Consider the following 19,714-nt stretch of genomic DNA (forward strand, 5'->3'; position numbering starts at 1 on the left):
CACGCAGTGGCGATGGAATTAACAACGTTTAACTCGTCAGCCTCAGGCCCCCGTCCAACAATGAATGCCTCTGCGCAGCGTTGTTTTTTGCCCCGAGGGACAGCACCGCCGGTGCACTCCCCCCGATACGGACTCTGGCCATGGCTCACACACAGCAAAACGTCGCCCTCGCCTCCGCCTGCGAACCGCGCCGCAACAGTACCGGCGGGCTAAGTCCGCAGCGCCAGCGGTTGGTCAAACAGTTGATTCTCGATCGCCTCGGCGACAGTCTCGAAGTCACCGAACTGGCCCGCGCCTGCTCGCTGTCGCGCAGCCATTTCTCGCGCGCCTTCAAATGCAGCACCGGGCTCTCACCGCAGGACTGGATCCGCACTCAACGCATCGCCCGCGCCAAGCTGTTGATCCAGCATACCGACCTGAGCCTGACGCACATCAGCCAGGAATGCGGCTTCTGTGATCAGGCGCACTTCTGCCATATCTTCACCCGCAGCGAAGGGATCAATCCGTTTGCGTGGCGTTGCCGGGAGGTTCGGGATTTGAAGATCAAGAGATCGCAGCCATCGAATGTTGCGCCGCAAACACCGCCATTTGCAGCAAGGTGTTGAGCTTGTCCCCCGCACAGGCTGCCGGAATGGGTGAAGCCTGCCGCGAGTTTGTCGCGTCAGGGTCGGACCAGATAACCCCCCGCGGTCGCCTCCATGGATTGCTTGAACGCCGCCGGTTTGCGCCTTTAAATACAGTGGCGCGACGCTCGAGGCGGACTTGGCTTGGGCGCTGTTGCGAAAGCGATGCATTGCACTCCCGGCCAATCCTGAGGAATATGCCCGGATACCGCGGCGCAGACGGCTGGCGTGACCCTCAAGTCGCTGTCCGCCCTGCCCGTCACACGTTCGTCGCAACGCCAGGCCAGGATCATAGAAAGCAGCGCAGGAGTGAGCGGTTGAGTTTTTCCCCGAATCAGGCCATCGGTTTTGGCCCCTATCGGATCCATCCCGGACAACGGCTGGTGCTTGAAGGCGAGCAGCCGCTGCGTCTGGGTCGGCGCGCCATGGATATTCTGTTGATCCTGCTGGCACACGCTGGCGAGGTGGTGAGCAAGCAGCAATTGATGGTCGGGGTCTGGCCCGACAGCGTGGTTGAAGACATCAACCTGCGCGTGCACATGGCGGCGTTGCGCAAGGCGCTCGGCGACGGTCAGGCCGGGCAGCGTTTCATCGTCACCGTGGCGCAGCGCGGCTACAGTTTTGTCGCGCCAATCGCGCTGCAATCCATCGAACCTCGTGCGACGGCTGATGTAACTGGCCGGCACAACCTGCCGCTGCGCCGCGCGCGGATGATCGGCCGCCAGCCGCTGGTCGACAACCTGATTTTGCAACTGCCGCGCCAGCGCTGCATCACCTTGGTCGGCCCCGGCGGGATTGGCAAAACCTCGGTCGCCCTGCGCGTCGCCGAGCAATTGATCGGCCGTTACCGCGACGGCATTCGCTTGCTTGATCTCGCACCGCTCAGCGATCCGAAGCTGATCTGCTCGCACCTCGCGGGCCTGCTGGATTTGTCACTGCACGACGGTGAACCACTGCCGTGTCTGATCAACAGCCTGCGCGAGCGGCAGATGCTGCTGGTGATCGACAACTGCGAACACCTGATCGACGCCGTCGCACTACTCAGTGAGAGCATTTTGCGCGGCGCCCCGCACGTGCATATTCTGGCCACCAGCCGCGAAAGTCTGCGCGCCGAAGGCGAGTTTGTGCAGCGCCTGGAATCGCTCGATTGCCCACCGCCGATTGCCGTGCTCGAGCGCGAACAGGCCATGCGCTTTTCCGCACTGCAATTGTTCGTCGAGCGGGCGATGGCCGCCAACGAACACTTTGAATTCAACGATGCCGAACTGCCGCTGGTTGTCGAAATCTGTCGCCGGCTGGATGGCATTCCCCTGGCGCTGGAACTGGCGGCAGCGCAGGTCGCCAGCCTCGGTCTGGACGGTGTGCTGACGCAGTTGCAGGGCCGATTGCCGACTGCCACACAAAGCCTGTTCGGGCGCCATGAAACCCTGCGCGCCACGCTCGACTGGAGCTTCAATCTGCTCACCGAGTGCGAGCAGACCTGTCTGCGCCGACTGAGCGTGTTTCGCGGCGGTTTCACGCTGGAGTCCGCCGCGGCGGTGATCGTCGGCCAGCACATTGCGCCGGGTGAAGTGTTCGCTTCGATCACGCAACTGGTCGCCAAATCGTTACTCAACGTCGAAGTCGGTGATGAAGAGGTTTTTTATCGCCTGCTCGACACCACCCGCCGCTATGCGCTGGAAAAACTCGATCACGCAGTCGAACTCAGTGACACCCGCGAACGCCACGCCGAGCGCTGCCTGACATTGATGCATCAGGCGCAAAGCGATTGGCAGACCACACCGACCGGATTGTGGATCGAGCGCTATGCGCGGGGCCTGGAAGACTTGCGCGCGGCGCTCGACTGGACGTTGAACGCGGACGGCTCGCGGGAAACCGGCGTGCGCCTGACCGCGACTTCCGCGCCATTGTGGCAAGAGTTGTCGTTGCTCAAGGAATACGGCGGACATGTACGTCATGCGCTGCGGCTGCTCGATGCATCTGCGCAACCCTGCCCACAGCTGACAATCGCTCTGAAACTGGCGCTCGGCAGCGCGTGTTATCACACCTGGGGTGGCACGCCGGAGACGATCAAAGCGTTTGTCGACGCCAACGATCTTGCCCGACAACACGCCAACATGGCCGCGCAATTGCGCGCAGTATCTGGGCATATGGCGGTCAATCTCAGCTGCGGCCACTACCAGATGGCGCTGGAGCAAAGTGAGCAATTTGATCGCCTCGGCGTGCATGGCGATCCGCAATTGTCGCTGAGCACCCATCGCCTGCGCGTGCTGGCGCTGCATTACGCTGGCGATCAGCAACAGGCGCGAATTCACGCCGAGCAAGTCATTCAGCGTATGGCGCAGAGCGGTAACCTCAATCGCTTCACCCACGGCTTTGGCGTGCAATACGATCAGAGCGTCGCCTCGCTGACCGTCCTCGCCCGTGTACTGTGGCTGCAAGGTTTCCCCGAGCAGGCATGGCGTACTGCGCGCCAGGCGCTGGACATCGCAGTGCAGATAAACCACGGCACCTCGATCTGCTACACGCTGGCGTTGGCGAGTTGCCTGATCGCGCATTACAACGGCGACCAACAGAACGCCCGCGCAATGCTGCGATTGCTGCTGGAACAGGCGCAGAAGCATTCGGTGCTGCTGTTCTACAGATGGGCGCGGCATTATGCGCAGGTGATCGATGCCGATTCGGCGACAGACTTGTTGCCGGATGGCAGCGGCTTGGTTCGGGAAATCATGGTCACGCTGGACGGCTCTTTTGTTGACGATGCCCTGGTGGAGCGGGCACAGGGCGGTGCAGCGGGCTGGAGCACAGCGGAGATTCTGCGCGCCAAAGCAGATAGATCGCTGGCGCAAGAGGCGCCTTGCCTGCAATCGGCCGAAACCGTTCTGCAGCAGGCGCTGTGCATCGCCCAAGCTCAAGGCGCACTCGCCTGGGAACTGCGCAGTGCCACTTCACTGGCGCAGCTGTGGCAGCGTCAGTCGCGCTATCGCGAAGCACTGGAATTATTGCAGCCGATTTACCAACGTTTCACCGAAGGCTATGCCACGCCTGACTTGTGCAAGGTGCGTGCGTTGCTCGACGAGTTAGACGGCCAACTGCACATCTGAAGCCCTGCGGGTATGGGCGATGTATCGGGCGTGCCGGCGTTCAAATTCTTTCGATTCGCCGGTCTGTTCCAGCAGCTCGCGGGCAAAACGACGGATGGTATTGAGCATCCGATAACGCTCACCGCCGCGCTCCACGCCAAGCAGCGACTTGGCCGTCAGCCGTTCGATCACCGCTGCCAGTACCGACGCTGGCAGCAGCTCACAACCGAGCACATCAATAACTGCCTTCAGACTGAACGCCATTTGAAACACTGAAAGCCGCCGCAGCACTTGTTGCTCCTGATGGCTCAGATGCCGATAACTCCATTCCAGTGCGGCGGTCATGGACTGATGACGAGGCACCGCCGTCCTTCGACCGTGGCTCAGCAGCTGCAGACCGTTATCCAGCTGCGCGTGCACACCGATGATCGCCAATGCATCAATCTGTGCCGCCGCCAATTCAATCGCCAACGGCAACCCATCCAGTCGCCGACAGATGTCGCACACGGCTCGCAAATCCTGCTCGCGCAGCTTAAAACCCTGCTGACGCGCCCGTGCACGGCTGACGAACAATTGCACCGCCGAATAGCCCATTGCCTCAGCGACACTGTTCAGTGCGCTGGCTTTGGGAATCGTCAGAGGCGGCAGCTGTTGTACGGTTTCAAGGCCTACCCGCAACGGTTCACGACTGGTGGCGAGGATCGACAGCCGTGGAGCTGCATCCAGCAGTTTTTCCAGCAAGTGCCGGCAGGGTTCGCGCAAGTGATCGCAGTTATCCAGCACCAGCAAGGCGTGGCGCGTGGTCAACGTAGCCAGGTTTGTATCGAGGGTTTGCAACAGATGATCGAGTATCGGTGTGGACTCGTCGATCAACGAAAAATCCACCTGCCACACGCCGTCACGAAAATGCTGCAGAAGTAGTTCTGCCGCCCGCAGAGCCACGGTGCTTTTGCCGACACCGCCAGGCCCGGTCACGGTCATCAGCCGCGACAGTGGCAATTGCCGCACCAGACTGCCAACCAGCGAATCTCGGCCAGTGACCGGCGTCAGGCGCGCCGGCAAATTATGTTGAGGCGTTTGCAGTGTTTCAAAAACCACTTGCGCGGTGCTATCGCCTCGCACTGGGGCAACAAAGCTGTAACCGCGTTGCGGCACATTGACGATATAGCGCTGGCCGTTCTCGCCGTCGCCTAGCGCCCGACGCAGGGCGGCGATGTGCACCCTGAGATTGATCTCTTCAACCACCGAAGCCGGCCACACCAGCGCGATCAATTGTTCCTTGCTGACCACCCGACCGGCGCGCTCGACCAACACTTGCAGAATGTCCAGTGCACGCCCGCCCATACGCAGTTGGCGATCCCCATCGAGGATCAGCCGTTGGCGCAAATGAAACGCGTACGGGCCGAAATGCAGGACCGACGCTGAGTTCAAATCGAGGACGCTGTTCATATCAACTATCTTGGCAGGCCTCGATGACGCTACAACCACCACGCAGGGCGCAGCACGGACATACAAGTGCGCAGAACGGACAGAAGCGCTCTAGCTGAACTGTTCGCGGTACTGCGCAGGGGTCAGGCCGAGCTTTTCACCGAACAAAATGCGCATGTGCCGAACGCTGCCGAAACCACTTTTGTAGGCCACGGTTTTCAGCGGCAGATCGCTGGTTTCGAGCAGATTGCGTGCGCAATCAATGCGCGCACTTTGCAGAAAATCCATCGGCGTCATGTTCACTTCACGGGTGAACATCCGCGCGAAGTGCCGCGCGCTCATGTTCGCCAGCCCGGCCATGCGCTCGACGCTGAAGGCTTCGTCGAGATGCTCCAGCACATGATTCTGTACGCGGGTGATCGGCGTTTCGTGTGGTGCTACTGCGGCCATCAACGGACTGAACTGTGCCTGCCCGCCCTGACGTTTCATCACCACCAACAACACTTTGGCCACGTCCTGTGCGAGTTTTTTGCCGTGATCGCCGGCGACCACGGCCAAGGCCATATCGATGCCGGCCGTTACCCCGCCGGAAGTGATCAGGTTGCGATCCTCGACGTAGATCTGATCGGTCGCGACTTTGGCGTTGGGAAAAGCTGTGGTCAGGCGTTCAGTGTAGTTCCAGTGGGTGGTCACGCGATAGCCATCCAGCAACCCGGCATGCCCGAGCACGAAGGCGCCGGTGCAGATTGAGCCGTAGCGCTCGGCGCGTTTGACCGCACCTTTGAGCCAGGCGAGCAGCGGTGGATGTTTTTCGTTGTAGGCACCCGGACCGCCGGGTACCAGCAGCAAGTCATAAGCTGCGCTGGCATCCTCGATATGGCGGTCGGTATGGACCATTACGCCGTTGGACGCGCGCAGCGCACCGCGCTCAGTGCCGAGCGTTGTCAACTGATAGTGGCATTCGGGTTTGAGGTAGCGATTGGCGACTGAAAAGACCTCCATTGGCCCTGCCATATCCAGCAGTAAGAAATCGGGGAACAACACCATTGCCACGGTTTTCATGGGAAACCATCACTGAAATCGACGAACTGATATAAGCGCAGCATTATGGCGAGGAACATCAAGGCTGGCCCATGAATTTGCGTGAACTGGCCCACGAAACTGTCAACCTGAGCAGGACAGTATTTCAATTTTCATCTACTTATTGCATCTGACGGTAACCAGTAAGCTTCTCCTCACTCGGACGAATCAACGTCCTGAAAGGAGATTTCATCATGCTGACCCTTCGCAAAGCTTCTGACCGTGGTCTGGCCAATCATGGCTGGTTGAAGTCTTTCCACACCTTTTCTTTCGCCAGCTACCGCGACCCGCGGGAGCAGGGTTTCTCCGATCTGCTGGTGATCAACGACGACCGCGTCGCCGCCGGCAAAGGTTTCGGCCAGCACCCGCATCGCGACATGGAGATTTTCTCCTACGTGCTCGAAGGTGCATTGGAACACAAGGATACCTTGGGCACTGGCTCGGTGATCCGCCCGGGCGACGTGCAACTGATGAGCGCCGGCAGCGGCGTGGCGCACAGCGAATTCAACCACTCGGCGAGCAAACCGGTGCACTTCCTGCAAATCTGGATCGTGCCGGATGTCAGCGGCGCCAAGCCACGCTATCAGCAGGAGCACTTCAGCGCGCAGAAAAAACGCGGTCGTCTGCAACTGATTATCTCGCCGGAGGGCAGCAACGGTTCGCTGAAAGTTCGCCAGGATGCGCGAGTGTATGCCGGGCTGTTCGATGGCCAGGAAAGCGCCACGCTGAAATTGCCAGCCAATCGTTATGCGTACGTGCATGTAGCCCGTGGCAGCGTCGAGTTGAACGGCGTGCAGTTGCAGGAAGGTGACGGCGTACGGGTTCGCGAAGAACAGGCGTTGACCTTGAGCAACGGCGTGGACGCCGAAGTACTGGTGTTCGACCTGCGCCCGCAAGAGCTGCCCGAAATGCCATGAGGCGTGCTTGCATCGCCCACAAAAAACGGCCTTCATTGAGGGCCGTTTTTCATTCTTCGAGAATTGCGTTCGGGGCTGCCAGCGTAGGAGCGCCGCCCTCTTTAACCGATTGAATCATTGCGAGTGTCGTCTGCATGGTAACCAGTACGTTCGCCTGGTTCGCGTAGAAACAGCCGACGAGCATCGCGACCATCGCGAGAAAATGTACGGTCGTAGCAGCCCAATAGTGCGGTTTAAGGTTTCTGGTTGCCTCCTCGATTTTATGCAGATTACTGTCCGAACGATCTCCCACCAGCGCATATCGTTTGTCACGCTCCAGGTGAACCTGCTCCTGTGCCAAGCGGATTTTTTCCTGAGACTGCAATCGTTCCAATCGGATCTGCTCCTGAGAGTTGTCTCGCTCCTGCCGGGCGGTCTCCTGCCGTGCTTCAGTTTCCAGCCGAAGCTTGTCCCGCTCAGCCTGCTCGACCAGAAACCCGTCGATTTTTGCTGACATGGACTCGATCCGGGCATCTATCCGGGTCTCGATAAGCTCGATCCTGGCGCTGAATTCGTCTCGCGTTACGTAGTTCATAGACTCGCTACCATCGGTTTTGCCGGCCATGTCACATTCTTGAAATTGGCTGAATTCCCTTGCAATCAATTTCCCACCCCTGCGCTTATCAATGCTTCCCTGATTGATCACCTTGCAGCGCTCTAACCGCTCATCCAAGGTGTGAACAACGATAGAACCCGGCGGAAAAACTCACAAGCCAGCGGATTCTGGTACGGATGTAGGCAATATCGCCGGTCGCTGTAGCCGTCCTACACGGATTTGATTTATCTATTCATTCTCCGACGCAAACGCTTCGACAATCCGCTCGATCACCGCCCTCACCCGCGCCGTATGGCGCAAATCCGCATGGGTCACCAGCCACACTTCGTAAGGCAGCGGCCGCGTGCGTTGCGGCCAGAGCCTCACGAGACCGTCGCGTTCGCCCATGTAGACAGGGATTTCTCCTACACCGAGACCAGCAGCAATCGAGCGGCGCACCAACAGACTTGAACTCAGGCTGGCGACGATCCGCCCACGGGTGATCGGTTCGGATACCAGCGTCATGTCCTTATGCGACTGAAAATAGGGCTGATAAACCACCAGATCGTGTCCCTCGAATGCGCTGCCTGGCGAGGGTTCACCATGGGCGTCGACGTAGGCCTGCGAGGCGAACAACCCCACCGGCCAGCGTGCGATACGTCGGGCGATCAGGTCAGGGTTGTCGGGACGCGTATTGCGCACTGCAATGTCCGCTTCGCGCTTGGCCAGGTTGAGCATTTGCGTCGAGGCATCGAGTTGCACGCGTACGTCCGGATGCTGCTGGTGCAAACGAGCGATGGCCGGAATCAGGAAATCAATGGCCATGGAATCGGTGGTACTCACCCGCACGTTGCCGGTCAGGCGATCATCCAGACCCTGGATCTGCCGTTCCAGCTCCAGCGCTGAATGCTCCATTTTTTCCACCGCTTTGAGCGCCGCTTCACCGACCGCTGTAAGCGCGTAACCGTCGGAAGTGCGCAGGAACAAAGTTGCAGCAAGAGACTTTTCCAGCGCCGTTACGCGCCGTCCGACTGTCGCCTGATCCACACCCAGCACGCGCGCGGCGCCGCGCAACGTCGACTCGCGACAAACTGCGAGAAACACCCGCGCATCATCCCAGTTCATCCAGTCTCCCGATGATGCAGATTTGCATCGGATTGACGCGCAATCGCTGCGCGAATGCAGCAACCATAACCGATAAGCTGCACGCCATGAACCTTTCACATTGGAGCGCAATCATGCGCACATCATCTTCCTCGCTCGACACCGTGCCCTCCGGCATCTGGCTGCCAATTTTCGCCGGTCTCTGTGCCAGCCTCGTCAGTATTGGTCTGGCGCGGTTCGCCTACACACCGCTGATTCCCGCGCTGATTCAGGCGCAGTGGTTTTCCGCCCACGATGTGGTCTATCTCGGCGCGGCGAATCTGGTCGGTTATCTGATCGGTGCGCTGCTCGGCCGGCCGATGGCCCGTCGCCTGAGCAACAAGAATGCTCTGCGACTGATGATGATCGCAGTGACGCTGGCATTTTTTGCCTGCGCCTTCCCGGTGTCGGTGAGCTGGTATTTCGGCTGGCGTTTGCTGTCGGGGATCGCTGGCGGCGCAATCATGGTGTTGGTCGCCGCGACGGTACTGCCGCATGTGCCTGCGTCACGTAAAGGGTTGGCCAGCGGGGCGATTTTTCTCGGCATCGGCCTGGGGATCGCCGGTTCCGGCACGCTGGTGCCGCCGCTGTTGAGTCTGGGCCTGCAAGCGACCTGGCTGGGATTGGGCGCACTGTCGGTGTTGCTGACGGCGCTGAGCTGGTTTGGCTGGCCGGCGGATCTGCCGCATGTTGCGGCCAGCGAGGCAGATTCCAAATCCGGCAAGTCGACGCCGCCGGCTGTTTACCTGTTGTTTGCGCAATACGCTTTCATGGCCGCAGGTCTGGTGCCGGCCATGGTGTTCCTCGTCGATTACGTGGCGCGCGGCCTCGGTGCCGGGGCGCATGTCGGGGCGCTGATCTGGGTCATGTACGGTCTGGGGGCGATTGTCGGCCCGGTGAGTTACGGCTTTCTGGCTGACCACCTCGGTGCGCGAACCGGCATTCGACTGGTGCTGGTGGTACAGGCGATTGCCCTCGGTTTGCTGGCGATATCTCACTCGTTCCTCGCCCTGGCGTTGCTGGCGGTGATCCTCGGCTCGTTCCCGCCGGGCATCGTGCCACTGGCCTTGGCGCGAGTGCATGAACTGGTGCCGGAGCATAAGCGCCAGCAGGTCGCCTGGAGTCGCGCCACCGTGTCGTTCGCCACGTTCCAGGCGCTGGCCGGATTTGCCTACTCGGCGCTGTTCAATGCCAGTGGCGGCCAGCACGCGCTGCTGTTCATGATCGCCGCTGGCGCAATCGTGGTAGCGCTGTTGCTTGAGCAAGCCATGAAATTACTGCCCGCAAGAACCGAACAGCGTTGCTGCGTGAATTGACGGGAATCATTAACGCCCGATCACGTTCCCATCTACGGACGATCAATTGCTCCAGAGGAATCGAAAATGACCCTGCCTACAGAAATGACCCTAGTTGAAATCACCGAACCCGGTGGCCCGGAAGTTCTGCAACCGCAACGCGTGCCGCTGCCAGTGGCTGGCGATGGCGAAGTGTTGATTCGCGTACATGCCGCTGGCATCAATCGTCCGGATGCTCTGCAACGCGCCGGCGAATATCCGATGAAACCGGGCATGAATCCGATCCCCGGCCTTGAAGTGGCGGGTGAAGTGGTGGCTCTCGGTACTGGCGTAACCGCGTTCGTAGTCGGTGACCGAGTTTGCGCGCTGACCAATGGCGGTGGGTACGCCGAATACTGCGCCGTCCCGGCGGGCCAGGCGCTACCAATTCCTGAAGGGCTGGACTGGGTGCAGGCCGCAGCGATCCCGGAAACGTTCTTCACAGTGTGGGCCAATCTGTTCGGCCTCGGTGGCGCCAGCAAAGGCCAGCGCGCGTTGATCCACGGCGGCACCAGTGGCATCGGCACCACCGCTCTCATGCTCTGCCGCGAATTCGGCATCCAGGCTTTCGCCACCGCCGGCAGTACCGACAAATGCGCGGCAATCCGGGAACTGGGCGCTGAAGCAATCAACTATCGCGAGCAGGATTTCGCCAGCGTCATCGCCGAGAAGACCAACGGCCAAGGCGTCAACGCGATTCTGGACATCATGGGCGGCTCGTACCTCAACGCTAACGTCAACGCGCTGGCGATGGACGGGCGCCTGGTGATGCTCGGTTTCCTCGGCGGCGCCAAGGCCAACGACGTTGATCTGCTGGCGATCATGGCCAAACGGGCGGTAATCACCGGTTCACTTTTAAGGGCACGCAGCGCTGCGGAAAAAGCTGCCATCGCCGATCAGCTACGCGAGCACGTCTGGCCCGCATTGGCTGGCGGACGCTGCTTGCCGATCATCGACAAGGTCTACGCGCTGACCGATGCGGCTCAGGCCCATGCGCACATGGAGGCTGGCGATCACATCGGCAAGATTGTGCTGAAGGTGGATTGAGCCGCCGCAGCATTTTGTAATTGTTGCAGGCGCACGGTGGTCGAAAATGTCACGCACGGGCGTGGGCTTCTGATACAAAGCGTTCTTTGTCCGCACCTTGGTGAAACGTTTAATGTTGCTTGCCTTCATGACCCGACTCCGACGCCGCCGCTTGGCGTTCGCTTGCATGGCCGCGTTGATTATCGGCGTGCCGACGAGTTGTGCCGTGCTGGAACACACTGAGCGCAAACTGCTGTTTCGCATCGAACCGGGCAATGCTGGCTGGTATCACGGTTTGCCCGGCAGCGTGCAGGAACTTGATCTGCAACCGAAGAGCTTCAAGGCCGGGCAAAGCATTCATGCGTGGTGGTGGCCGGCGGAACGACCCAACGCCCCGGCGATTCTGTATTTGCACGGGGTACGCTGGAACCTCACCGGGCAGTTGTTCCGTATCGAGCAGTTGCGTGCGGCGGGCTATTCGGTGCTGGCCATCGACTATCGCGGGTTCGGCCAGAGCCACGGCGATCTGCCGTCGGAAAGCACGGTGTACGAAGATGCTCGAGTGGCATGGGAGCGCTTCAAGCTGCTGCAACCGGACCCGGCCAAACGCTTGATCTACGGGCACTCGCTGGGTGGCGCCGTGGCGGTCGATCTGGCCGCAGAACTTGGACAAAAAGCCGTTCGCGAGCATACCCCGCTGCCAGTGCGCGGCCTGGTCATCGAATCGACGTTCACCACGCTGGCGGATGTCGCGGCATCGGTGGCCAACACCTCACTGCCGGTGCGCTGGTTGCTGTCGCAGAAATTCGACTCCATCGACAAGATCGCCGACATTCATATGCCGCTATTAGTGGTGCATGGTTTGGCCGACGCATTCGTGCCGCCGCGCTTCAGTGAGCAACTGTTTGCTGCCGCGCAGCAGCCGAAACGCCTGTTGCTGGTGCCCGGCGGGACACACAACAACAGCATGGCGCTGGGTGGGCGGAACTATCGCAAGGCCATCGATGCGCTGATGCAGACCAAACCTGCGCCGCGAGTAGCAGGACCTGCGACAGCGCGCAGTGCGCGAGATACCTAACGGTAACCGCGCGCTTGCAGATCGAACAGCTGCGCGTAATGTCCACCGGCGTTGATCAAGCCTTGGTGAGCGCCCTGCTCCAGAATTCGCCCCTGCGCCAGCACGATGATGTGATCGGCATTGCGCACGCTCGAAAAACGATGGGAGATCAGCAGGGTCATACGTGCTTGGGTGTTCTGGCTGAAATGCTCGAACACCGCCGCTTCCGCAGCAGGATCAAGTGCCGAGGTTGGCTCGTCGAGAATCAGAATATCGGCGTCGCGGCGCATGTAGGCTCGGGACAGGGCGATTTTCTGCCACTGCCCGCCGGACAACTCCTGACCACCGGCAAACCAGCGCCCCAGTTGCGTGGCGTAGCCTCGATCCAGCCCTTCAATGAATGGCGCGGCCATGCCCTCGGCGGCAGCGTCTTTCCAGCGTTGTTCGTCGTTGAACGCCAGGGTGTCGCCGACGCCAATGTTTTCGCCAACGGTGAACTGATAGCGGATGTAATCCTGAAAGATCACGCCGATGCGGCGACGCAAAGCGGTTTCTTCCCAGTCCTGCAGATCGCTGCCATCGAGCAGAATCACGCCTTGATCGGGACGGTACAGCCGGGTCAGCAACTTGATCAGCGTGGTCTTGCCTGAACCGTTCTCGCCCACCAGCGCCAGACTGCGACCGGGCACCAGATGCAGGTCAATGCCTTCCAGCGCCGCACGACTGGCGCCGGGGTAGCGGAACCCGACATTGTGCAAACGCAGCCCGTCGCCCGGCAGCGCACCCTCGGTGAGATGACCGCTGTCTGCCAGTACCGGTTCGGCGAGGTAATCATAAAGACTCGACAGGTACAGGCCGTCCTCGTACAGACCGCTGATTGCGCTCAGGCTGCTGCTGACTGCGCTCTGTCCTTGCTTGAACAGCACCAGGTACATGGTCATTTGCCCGAGACTGATCTCACCGTGTATCGCGTCGATCACCACCCACGCGTAGGCCAGGTAAAACGCAGCCGTACCCAGCAGACCAAGGACAAAACCCCAGCCGTCGCGGCGCAACGTCAGGTTGCGGTCTTCGGCATACAGCCGAGTGAAGGTGTCGCGGTAACGCTGTAAGAGCAACTGCGCGAAACCGAACAGTTTGACCTCTTTGATATAGGCCTCATGCGAGAGCAGGGTTTCGATATAGTTCTGCTGGCGGCTCTCGGGAGCGCGTCGGGTAAACAGGCGAAAAGCATCACCGGAGAAATGCGCCTCGGCGAAAAACACCGGCAGCGCGCCAACCACCAGCAACAGCAGCGCCCACGGCGAAAAGTGCACCAGCAGCACGCCGAAGCTGATCAACATGATCAAGTTCTGCACCAGTCCCAGCGACTTCATCACCAATGCCAGCGGCCGGGTCGACGCCTCTCGCCGCACCCGCACCAGCTTGTCGTAGAACTCCGAGTTCTCGAACTGCACCAGCGACAGGGTCTGCGCCTTCTCCAGAATCAGCGTGTTGACCTTCTGCCCCAGCTGCACTCGCAGCAGCGATTGCTGCACCGACAATGCCCGCTGCGTCCCAGACAGCAACGCCAGCACCCCCGCCTCTAGCAGCACATAACGCAACACCGGCCACAACGGCGCACTGCCCTGCTGCGCGTGCAACTGCATCGCCGCGACCACCGCATCAACAATTCGCTGCCCCAGCCACGCCGCCAGTGCCGGTAGTACCCCGGCGACCAACGTCGCCAGCACCAGGCCGAGAAACAACGCGCGCGACGTGCCCCAGACCAATTGCAGGGCGCGGCTGGCCTGACCGAGCAGCGTGGTGAAGCGTGACAGAGCGGGCATAGAGCATCGGACTCGGTAGAAAGCGGATTGGCGCCATGGTACTCCGGCCCGGTAATTGAATTTCACACCTTGCGTTGGCCACATCCTGCCGGCCCCTGATCGGCCGAGCGATAACCTCGGTTTTATCCATGAAAAAACATCTGGATAAACACTGCCAATCCCGCCGTCAAACGCTCTGCTATGTTTTAACAGCCCATAGCGGAGCCCAGCGAACCACCGCCCTCTCCGCGCCTGACTGCCGGGAGCAGCAACATGAAAATCAACCCGTACCTGATCTTCAACGGCGAGTGCCGCGAAGCTTTCACGTTTTACCAGCAATGCCTGCAAGGCAAACTCGAAGCGATGATGCCGTTTGGCGAGTCACCCGCTGCTGAACACGTGCCCAAAGAACACCATCACCTGATCATCCACGCCTGCCTGATGGTTGGCGATCAGATGCTTATGGCCTCGGACACCACCCCCGACCGCCCGACCCAAGGCATGAGCGGCTGCTCGATTTCGCTCAACGTCGACAGCATCGCCGAGGCCGAGCGGGTGTTTAACGCACTGGCCGAGAACGGTCGCATCGACATGCCGCTGGAAGCTACTTTCTGGGCCGCGCGCTTCGGCATGCTGGCGGATCGCTTTGGCGTGGCATGGATGGTCAACTGCGACAGCGACACATCAGCGTAATTTGCTCTACCCATGAAAAAGCCCAACCGGTTCAGATTGGGCTTGGTGTTTATCGCTGCGCAAGTTCATGCCTGACGCATTGTTCGTAATAGGTCTGCCTGACCTCCGCCGGTTTCAGCCGCGAACTGCTGTCGTAAGTTTGCTCGGTGATGCCCATGGCGGTCATGCGCATCCACGGCTGCTGAAACTTACGCACTTGCAGACGCTTGCGAGCGCCATACAAGGACACGCCCGAGAGCTTGGCTTGCTGCGCGCCCGCCGCAATATCCGCGCCCCAGGTACAGGCAAATCGGTGTCTCTTATCGAGTTCTCGAGCGTGGGCGCTCAGCGAAAATACAGCCAGCGAAAGCATTGCAACGGTTATGACAGTCGTCCGCATATAGCCAGCCTAACCTTTTGAAAAAAGGCGATTTTGCCGGGAGGAAGAATTTTAAGGGGCCAGCAGATTGCCGCATTGCAGGAGTTTTTTCGATGTTCACTGGCATGAAACCGTCGATCTGCAGTTGAGGGCAGTTGAAGGTATATTCCGTAAGGGCTTTCACACTTTTTTCATCTGCAGTCGCATAAAGTGCAGACAGCTCCTTAATGATCACTTTAGCCCGCGCTCCCCACGCGGGCTTTTCTTTGTCTGTGCAACCTCAGGGCATGAGACTCTCATGCCTGCATTGCATTGATCTCGCTGATCCACTCTCGTGACAGACCTGATTTCTACGACTAGGGATGTTCTCCCGAAACAGATTTGGCGGCGTCCACATCCGTCATTTCTTCCTCGATCGGCACATCATCGTCCGCCGGCAGCGGCACCTGATGTCACGCTCTGGCTCTTGGCCGGTTTCGTCGTCGGTCGTGCGGTTCCGCCGACCGAACAAAATTCCCTTTCGCAGCAAATATCGCTAAACGCCACAGCTGTTTTCAATTTGCTGCCCGTTACGGCGAGTTTATCGGAGTTCCCTTAGAAGCAGAATAATGGCACTATCGCGACCTTCTGCCCCTCTGCTTTGCAGCTAGTAACAACTTGAGCCAATGTCAATGACAAACCCCAATATAAAATACAGACGTGATATAGACGGCCTTCGCGCGCTGGCTGTTATTTCTGTTGTGATTTTTCATGCGTTCCCGACTCTGGTGCCAGGAGGATTCGTAGGCGTTGATATATTCTTTGTAATATCTGGTTTTTTAATCGGGACAATACTACTTAAAAGCATTGACCGAGGTACGTTTAGCTTTTCAGATTTTTACGCCAGAAGGATACGCCGAATCTTTCCAGCCTTAACCCTAGTACTAATATCTTGTTGGATAATTGGAAAGTTTGTCCTATTACCGGATGAAATGACCGAACTATCCAAGCACATCGCAGCGGGTGCAGGATTTGTCGCAAATCTCACACTCTGGTACGAAAGCGGATATTTCGACACCGCAGCAGAACTGAAACCATTATTACACCTATGGTCTCTGGCAATTGAAGAGCAATTTTACCTGTTATTCCCTATTATACTTTGGGCGGCCTGGAAGATAGGATTTAGCGCTATCAGGCTAATCCTCGCGATTGGATTACTATCACTGATTTTGAATCTTTACTTTATAGGTATAGATCCAAATGCCACATTCTACTTACTGCCGACCCGCGCATGGGAACTTTTGGCAGGCACATTGCTGGCATGGACATGTTTGCAGCCGTGGTGGGTATCGAAGGTCGAAGGACAGCATTCCCGGCTCAATGAAGTGCTAAGCGCTGCCGGGCTCGCACTCATATTTTTCGCACTATTTAGCTACAAGTCGAGCGATCACTTCCCCGGGTGGCGCGCAATACTTCCTGTGCTTGGTTCCGTCCTCCTGATAGCCGCAGGACCTTCTTCTATAATCAACAGAAGAATTTTTTCAACACGGACAGCTGTAGCAATAGGTTTGATCAGCTTTCCGCTGTACCTCTGGCATTGGCCTTTGCTCGCATTTGCCCGCATAGTTCAAAGTGAAGCACCTGGTATCGAGATAAGATCGGCAGCGGTCGCTGCATCACTATTACTAGCTTGGATTACTTATTCATTAGTTGAAAAGCCGCTTCGCGCCAGAATACTAAAGCAGCCACGTCAAACCCCTGCTTTTGTCGGATTGATGATAGTTATCGTGCTTGGCGGATTTGCATCATACAAATACCCAGCTGCTACCCCGCTGGAGACTAAAAACGAAATAGCCCGAGCAATCGAGAAAAATACTGCAATTTCGCTGGCGAACTGCGCAACTAGATTTCCTGACTGGACCAATATGACTGATAACCCATGCCTGATCCAGGACGGCACAATCACTAGCGCGGTTATAGGCGACTCACATGCAGCACATCTGTTTGCCGGTCTAAGCACCTACTCCACAGCTGAGCAGGGCTTAGCTGTTTTTCCGGCCAGTTGTGCTGCGCCATTTTATGATACGTCTACTGCACAAAAGGATAAAACCGCCACGAAGGTTCGCGCGAATGCCTATCGTCTCATCAATGAGGCATATGATTACGCTTCGAAAGACAGCACCGTAGTAAACGTACTTCTTGCTCATAACCCACGGTGCTCTTACGACGACGCCGTCGACATTCGAAACCCTAGCGAGAAAGATTTCAGAAAAGTCCTGGAATCAGGCATGAGAAGATCCTTTAAAATGCTATCTGACGCAAACAAAAATATCGTGGTAGTTCTAGACAATCCAAACCTGCCATTTGACCCATCGGCATGTGTCGCAAGACCTTTTAGAATTACCGAAAAGAATGAGGACTGCTCATTCCCAAGAAAGGTTTACGATCAGGATAGTGTAAATTCCGCATATAACGAAATTGTTCAACGCGTAGCCAAAGACTTTATTAATGTACATATAATTGACTTGTCATTGCAGCTCTGCGACTCCGACAATTGCTACGCCGCAAAGGGCGGAAAAGCTCTATACAAGGACACGAACCATCTATCTATATATGGCTCACAATACGTTGCACCGTACGTTCTAAAATCTCTACGCCATGCGAAAAATGAGCGCACTACGCAACTTGAGCCGTTAGCAATAGACAATTGACCTAGCCAGAACGCAACTGGCTGAAGTCAAGGATGACAATATGAAATTTCGGGCCTGGCGTGGTTTACCCTTGGCGCCGTAGCTCAAGAATGGCCTCTTTGATCGCAAACGGCACAGCCTGCGCTTGAGAGTTGCCCTTACGACTGCACTCCGCCAAGCCATTAATGCTATCCGCGTTGTAGCGGGCTACCCACTTGTAACCAGTCTTGCGACTGATGCTGTGGGCCGCACAGAGTTGGCTGAAGTTGAGCCGACCAGACAAATAGTCGGCGATGAACATCACTTTCAGGTCCATAGGTTTCAGCTCTCGCCACGGCATGGTCAGATCCTCGGAATCGACCAGTGCCAGTTAAAAACTGTTTGTGAGTTAGCAGCGGATTTGGCACCGACCAGAACCTTGCAAGAGATTCCGAGCCGACCGCTAGAAGTCGCGGCCGACGGATCTTTCGAGGGTTCAGCGGCACTCAATCGGTGCCAACTACCTGCAAAATGGCTTGTCACCAAAACAGCAAGAAGTCGGGTGAATTTGCGGTCTGTTTGGCACTGCGGTTCGGGCTCAAAAACGTCGAATTTGGAGGTATTGAGGCAGGCTCTCGGACGCGATTGTTTGCTTCAAAATCGGCCCCTGGGCCTTGTGATCAAAGGGTCTTCAGAAGGCCCACAGCCCGTCAGCAATCAATTCGAACAGATGCGCCCTCCCCGCGCTCTGTTCCGCTTCCTAGCGCACAATCGGAAGTCCGTCTTCAAAGGCACGGCCCGCGTGACGTACAGCCTGTTTCGCGGATGTTGGATGGTGACCTTTAAGAACGAAGAATCGGAACTGAGCTTCCAGGGTTTAGCGCCGCGGAGCCGGTGAGAAAAAACGCCCTAATCGCTCGAAAACAGGGCTTTTGGCAAGGCTATCTGACTTGCGAAAAAGCTGAGAAAGGAAGAGAAATATCAGACAGGATTGGTGCCAATGGCAGCGCAAAAAAGGGCCAAAAGCGGCGCGAACTCACAGGAAGCAGGCGTGAAAAATGGAGAAGTCACGCAAACGTCACGCGCATGAAAAAGGCCAATGCTGCGAACACTGGCCTAAGTCATTGAATTATATGGTCGGGACGGAGTGATTCGAACACTCGACCCCTAGCACCCCATGCTAGTGCGCTACCGGACTGCGCTACGCCCCGACTAGGCGTGAAACTCGCTCTTCAACTCGAAGAACGCTCAAGAATATAGCGCAAGCTTTTGAAAACTGGAAGGATTCAAAAGCAGAAAATTATTTCTTGAGAACCACGAGTACGTCTTCCAATTCGGCAATCATCTGCCGAATCATTTGCTTGTATTGAGTGGTGTCGTCTTTGGCTTCATCGCCGGACAAGCGCAGTCGCGCACCGCCGATGGTGAACCCTTGATCGTAAAGGAGCGCGCGGATCTGCCGGATCATCAGCACATCCTGGCGCTGATAATACCGGCGGTTTCCGCGGCGTTTGACGGGGTTGAGTTGAGGAAACTCCTGCTCCCAGTAGCGCAGCACGTGTGGCTTTACGGCACACAGCTCGCTGACTTCACCAATGGTGAAGTAGCGTTTGCCCGGGATGACGGGTAGTTCGTCGTTATGACTTGGTTCCAGCATAAGCCTCAACTCGGGCTTTCAACTTCTGCCCTGGACGAAAGGTGACCACACGGCGAGCCGTGATCGGGATTTCTTCCCCCGTTTTCGGGTTGCGGCCAGGCCGCTGGCGTTTGTCCCGAAGGTCGAAATTGCCGAAACCGGACAATTTGACCTGCTCGTTGTCTTCAAGAGCGTGCCTGATTTCTTCGAAAAACAGTTCTACCAATTCCTTGGCTTCCCGCTTGTTCAGGCCCAGCTCTTCATACAGACGTTCCGCCATCTCAGCTTTCGTCAAAGCCCCCATAC

At 57.9% G+C, this 19,714-nt stretch carries 16 protein-coding genes, 1 tRNA gene and 2 pseudogenes; 8 read left to right on the plus strand and 11 right to left on the minus strand.

The window, feature by feature from the left end:
• Positions 1-140 precede the first annotated feature (140 nt).
• Positions 141-605 carry a helix-turn-helix domain-containing protein gene (locus ACP7EE_RS21590; RefSeq protein ID WP_426236636.1) on the plus strand — a complete coding sequence of 155 codons (465 nt, stop codon included), beginning with the start codon at positions 141-143 and terminating at the stop codon, positions 603-605.
• Here ACP7EE_RS21590 and ACP7EE_RS21595 read toward each other — a convergent pair.
• Positions 559-718: pseudogene (locus tag ACP7EE_RS21595) on the minus strand (NADPH-dependent FMN reductase); the annotation flags it as partial. The gene ACP7EE_RS21590 and the pseudogene ACP7EE_RS21595 overlap by 47 nt on opposite strands.
• A 222-nt stretch (positions 719-940) precedes the next feature.
• Here ACP7EE_RS21595 and ACP7EE_RS21600 point away from each other — a divergent pair.
• Positions 941-3,727 carry an ATP-binding protein gene (locus ACP7EE_RS21600; protein WP_426236638.1) on the plus strand — a complete coding sequence of 929 codons (2,787 nt, stop codon included), beginning with the start codon at positions 941-943 and terminating at the stop codon, positions 3,725-3,727.
• On the opposite strand, the gene ACP7EE_RS21605 is transcribed toward ACP7EE_RS21600, so the two are convergent.
• Together ACP7EE_RS21605 and ACP7EE_RS21610 are read right to left on the minus strand one after the other, a co-directional pair.
• The gene (locus ACP7EE_RS21605; RefSeq protein WP_426236640.1) at positions 3,704-5,155 is read right to left on the minus strand and encodes an ATP-binding protein; all 1,452 of its coding nucleotides are present in this window, start codon (positions 5,153-5,155) and stop codon (positions 3,704-3,706) included. The genes ACP7EE_RS21600 and ACP7EE_RS21605 overlap by 24 nt on opposite strands.
• A gap of 90 nt (positions 5,156-5,245) precedes the next feature.
• Positions 5,246-6,196 (minus strand): GlxA family transcriptional regulator, encoded by a 951-nt coding sequence (locus ACP7EE_RS21610; RefSeq protein WP_426236642.1) that lies wholly within the window; start codon positions 6,194-6,196, stop codon positions 5,246-5,248.
• Positions 6,197-6,408: 212 nt separating this feature from the next.
• On the opposite strand from ACP7EE_RS21610, the gene ACP7EE_RS21615 reads away from it, so the two are divergent.
• Positions 6,409-7,131, plus strand: a complete 723-nt coding sequence (locus ACP7EE_RS21615) for a pirin family protein (RefSeq protein WP_426236644.1) — start codon at positions 6,409-6,411, stop codon at positions 7,129-7,131.
• A gap of 49 nt (positions 7,132-7,180) precedes the next feature.
• Here the strand turns inward: ACP7EE_RS21615 and ACP7EE_RS21620 are convergent, their stop codons facing one another.
• Positions 7,181-7,735 carry a hypothetical protein gene (locus ACP7EE_RS21620; protein WP_426236646.1) on the minus strand — a complete coding sequence of 185 codons (555 nt, stop codon included), beginning with the start codon at positions 7,733-7,735 and terminating at the stop codon, positions 7,181-7,183.
• Positions 7,736-7,954: 219 nt separating this feature from the next.
• Positions 7,955-8,830, minus strand: coding sequence for a LysR family transcriptional regulator (locus ACP7EE_RS21625; protein ID WP_426236648.1), 876 nt, complete (start codon positions 8,828-8,830; stop codon positions 7,955-7,957).
• A gap of 113 nt (positions 8,831-8,943) precedes the next feature.
• Between ACP7EE_RS21625 and ACP7EE_RS21630 the strand changes: the two genes are divergently transcribed.
• The 3 genes from ACP7EE_RS21630 to ACP7EE_RS21640 all read left to right on the plus strand — a co-directional run bounded on the left by ACP7EE_RS21630 (position 8,944) and on the right by ACP7EE_RS21640 (position 12,286).
• On the plus strand, positions 8,944-10,164 hold the full coding sequence (locus tag ACP7EE_RS21630; RefSeq protein ID WP_426236650.1) for a YbfB/YjiJ family MFS transporter: 1,221 nt from the start codon (positions 8,944-8,946) through the stop codon (positions 10,162-10,164).
• A gap of 66 nt (positions 10,165-10,230) precedes the next feature.
• A complete protein-coding gene (locus tag ACP7EE_RS21635) occupies positions 10,231-11,229 on the plus strand; it encodes an NAD(P)H-quinone oxidoreductase (RefSeq protein WP_426236652.1) in 999 nt (332 codons plus the stop codon).
• A 112-nt stretch (positions 11,230-11,341) separates the two neighbouring features.
• Positions 11,342-12,286 carry an alpha/beta hydrolase gene (locus ACP7EE_RS21640; protein ID WP_426236654.1) on the plus strand — a complete coding sequence of 315 codons (945 nt, stop codon included), beginning with the start codon at positions 11,342-11,344 and terminating at the stop codon, positions 12,284-12,286.
• Here the strand turns inward: ACP7EE_RS21640 and ACP7EE_RS21645 are convergent.
• Positions 12,283-14,094: an ABC transporter ATP-binding protein gene (locus ACP7EE_RS21645; RefSeq protein WP_426236656.1), complete on the minus strand. Its 1,812-nt coding sequence runs from the start codon at positions 14,092-14,094 to the stop codon at positions 12,283-12,285. The genes ACP7EE_RS21640 and ACP7EE_RS21645 overlap by 4 nt on opposite strands.
• Positions 14,095-14,346: 252 nt before the next feature.
• Between ACP7EE_RS21645 and ACP7EE_RS21650 the strand changes: the two genes are divergently transcribed.
• Positions 14,347-14,766 (plus strand): VOC family protein, encoded by a 420-nt coding sequence (locus tag ACP7EE_RS21650; RefSeq protein ID WP_426236658.1) that lies wholly within the window; start codon positions 14,347-14,349, stop codon positions 14,764-14,766.
• Positions 14,767-14,815: 49 nt separating this feature from the next.
• Here the strand turns inward: ACP7EE_RS21650 and ACP7EE_RS21655 are convergent, their stop codons facing one another.
• Entirely contained in the window at positions 14,816-15,145 is a 330-nt protein-coding gene (locus ACP7EE_RS21655) for a hypothetical protein (protein WP_420649578.1), read from the minus strand.
• 650 nt (positions 15,146-15,795) lie between these two features.
• On the opposite strand from ACP7EE_RS21655, the gene ACP7EE_RS21660 reads away from it, so the two are divergent.
• Positions 15,796-17,814: an acyltransferase family protein gene (locus ACP7EE_RS21660; RefSeq protein ID WP_426236660.1), complete on the plus strand. Its 2,019-nt coding sequence runs from the start codon at positions 15,796-15,798 to the stop codon at positions 17,812-17,814.
• A 67-nt stretch (positions 17,815-17,881) separates the two neighbouring features.
• Here ACP7EE_RS21660 and ACP7EE_RS21665 read toward each other — a convergent pair.
• The 4 genes and pseudogenes from ACP7EE_RS21665 to ihfA form a co-directional block, all read right to left on the minus strand.
• Positions 17,882-18,133: pseudogene (locus ACP7EE_RS21665) on the minus strand (helix-turn-helix domain-containing protein); the annotation flags it as partial.
• Between the two features lie 773 nt (positions 18,134-18,906).
• Positions 18,907-18,983 (minus strand) — tRNA-Pro (locus tag ACP7EE_RS21670).
• Between the two features lie 89 nt (positions 18,984-19,072).
• Positions 19,073-19,429: a MerR family transcriptional regulator gene (locus ACP7EE_RS21675; RefSeq protein ID WP_003179985.1), complete on the minus strand. Its 357-nt coding sequence runs from the start codon at positions 19,427-19,429 to the stop codon at positions 19,073-19,075.
• A complete protein-coding gene (ihfA, locus tag ACP7EE_RS21680; protein ID WP_002553164.1) occupies positions 19,410-19,712 on the minus strand; it encodes an integration host factor subunit alpha in 303 nt (100 codons plus the stop codon). Before ihfA ends, ACP7EE_RS21675 begins: the two co-directional genes overlap by 20 nt.
• Positions 19,713-19,714: the final 2 nt, after the last annotated feature.

This window comes from Pseudomonas sp. TWP3-2 (assembly GCF_049897765.1).
Lineage (GTDB): Bacteria > Pseudomonadota > Gammaproteobacteria > Pseudomonadales > Pseudomonadaceae > Aquipseudomonas.

What these genes read in the sequence shown, in the direction of transcription:
- ACP7EE_RS21650 (WP_426236658.1), top strand. Translation starts at nt 14,347, where the DNA reads ATGAAAATCAACCCGTACCTGATCTTCAACGGCGAGTGCCGCGAAGCT.
- ACP7EE_RS21590 (WP_426236636.1), top strand. Translation starts at nt 141, where the DNA reads ATGGCTCACACACAGCAAAACGTCGCCCTCGCCTCCGCCTGCGAACCG.
- ACP7EE_RS21615 (WP_426236644.1), top strand. Translation starts at nt 6,409, where the DNA reads ATGCTGACCCTTCGCAAAGCTTCTGACCGTGGTCTGGCCAATCATGGC.
- ACP7EE_RS21610 (WP_426236642.1), bottom strand. Translation starts at nt 6,196, where the DNA reads ATGAAAACCGTGGCAATGGTGTTGTTCCCCGATTTCTTACTGCTGGAT.
- ACP7EE_RS21660 (WP_426236660.1), top strand. Translation starts at nt 15,796, where the DNA reads ATGACAAACCCCAATATAAAATACAGACGTGATATAGACGGCCTTCGC.
- ACP7EE_RS21620 (WP_426236646.1), bottom strand. Translation starts at nt 7,735, where the DNA reads ATGGCCGGCAAAACCGATGGTAGCGAGTCTATGAACTACGTAACGCGA.
- ACP7EE_RS21655 (WP_420649578.1), bottom strand. Translation starts at nt 15,145, where the DNA reads ATGCGGACGACTGTCATAACCGTTGCAATGCTTTCGCTGGCTGTATTT.
- ACP7EE_RS21640 (WP_426236654.1), top strand. Translation starts at nt 11,342, where the DNA reads ATGTTGCTTGCCTTCATGACCCGACTCCGACGCCGCCGCTTGGCGTTC.
- ACP7EE_RS21630 (WP_426236650.1), top strand. Translation starts at nt 8,944, where the DNA reads ATGCGCACATCATCTTCCTCGCTCGACACCGTGCCCTCCGGCATCTGG.
- ACP7EE_RS21635 (WP_426236652.1), top strand. Translation starts at nt 10,231, where the DNA reads ATGACCCTGCCTACAGAAATGACCCTAGTTGAAATCACCGAACCCGGT.
- ACP7EE_RS21645 (WP_426236656.1), bottom strand. Translation starts at nt 14,094, where the DNA reads ATGCCCGCTCTGTCACGCTTCACCACGCTGCTCGGTCAGGCCAGCCGC.
- ACP7EE_RS21625 (WP_426236648.1), bottom strand. Translation starts at nt 8,830, where the DNA reads ATGAACTGGGATGATGCGCGGGTGTTTCTCGCAGTTTGTCGCGAGTCG.
- ihfA (WP_002553164.1), bottom strand. Translation starts at nt 19,712, where the DNA reads ATGGGGGCTTTGACGAAAGCTGAGATGGCGGAACGTCTGTATGAAGAG.
- ACP7EE_RS21605 (WP_426236640.1), bottom strand. Translation starts at nt 5,155, where the DNA reads ATGAACAGCGTCCTCGATTTGAACTCAGCGTCGGTCCTGCATTTCGGC.
- ACP7EE_RS21675 (WP_003179985.1), bottom strand. Translation starts at nt 19,429, where the DNA reads ATGCTGGAACCAAGTCATAACGACGAACTACCCGTCATCCCGGGCAAA.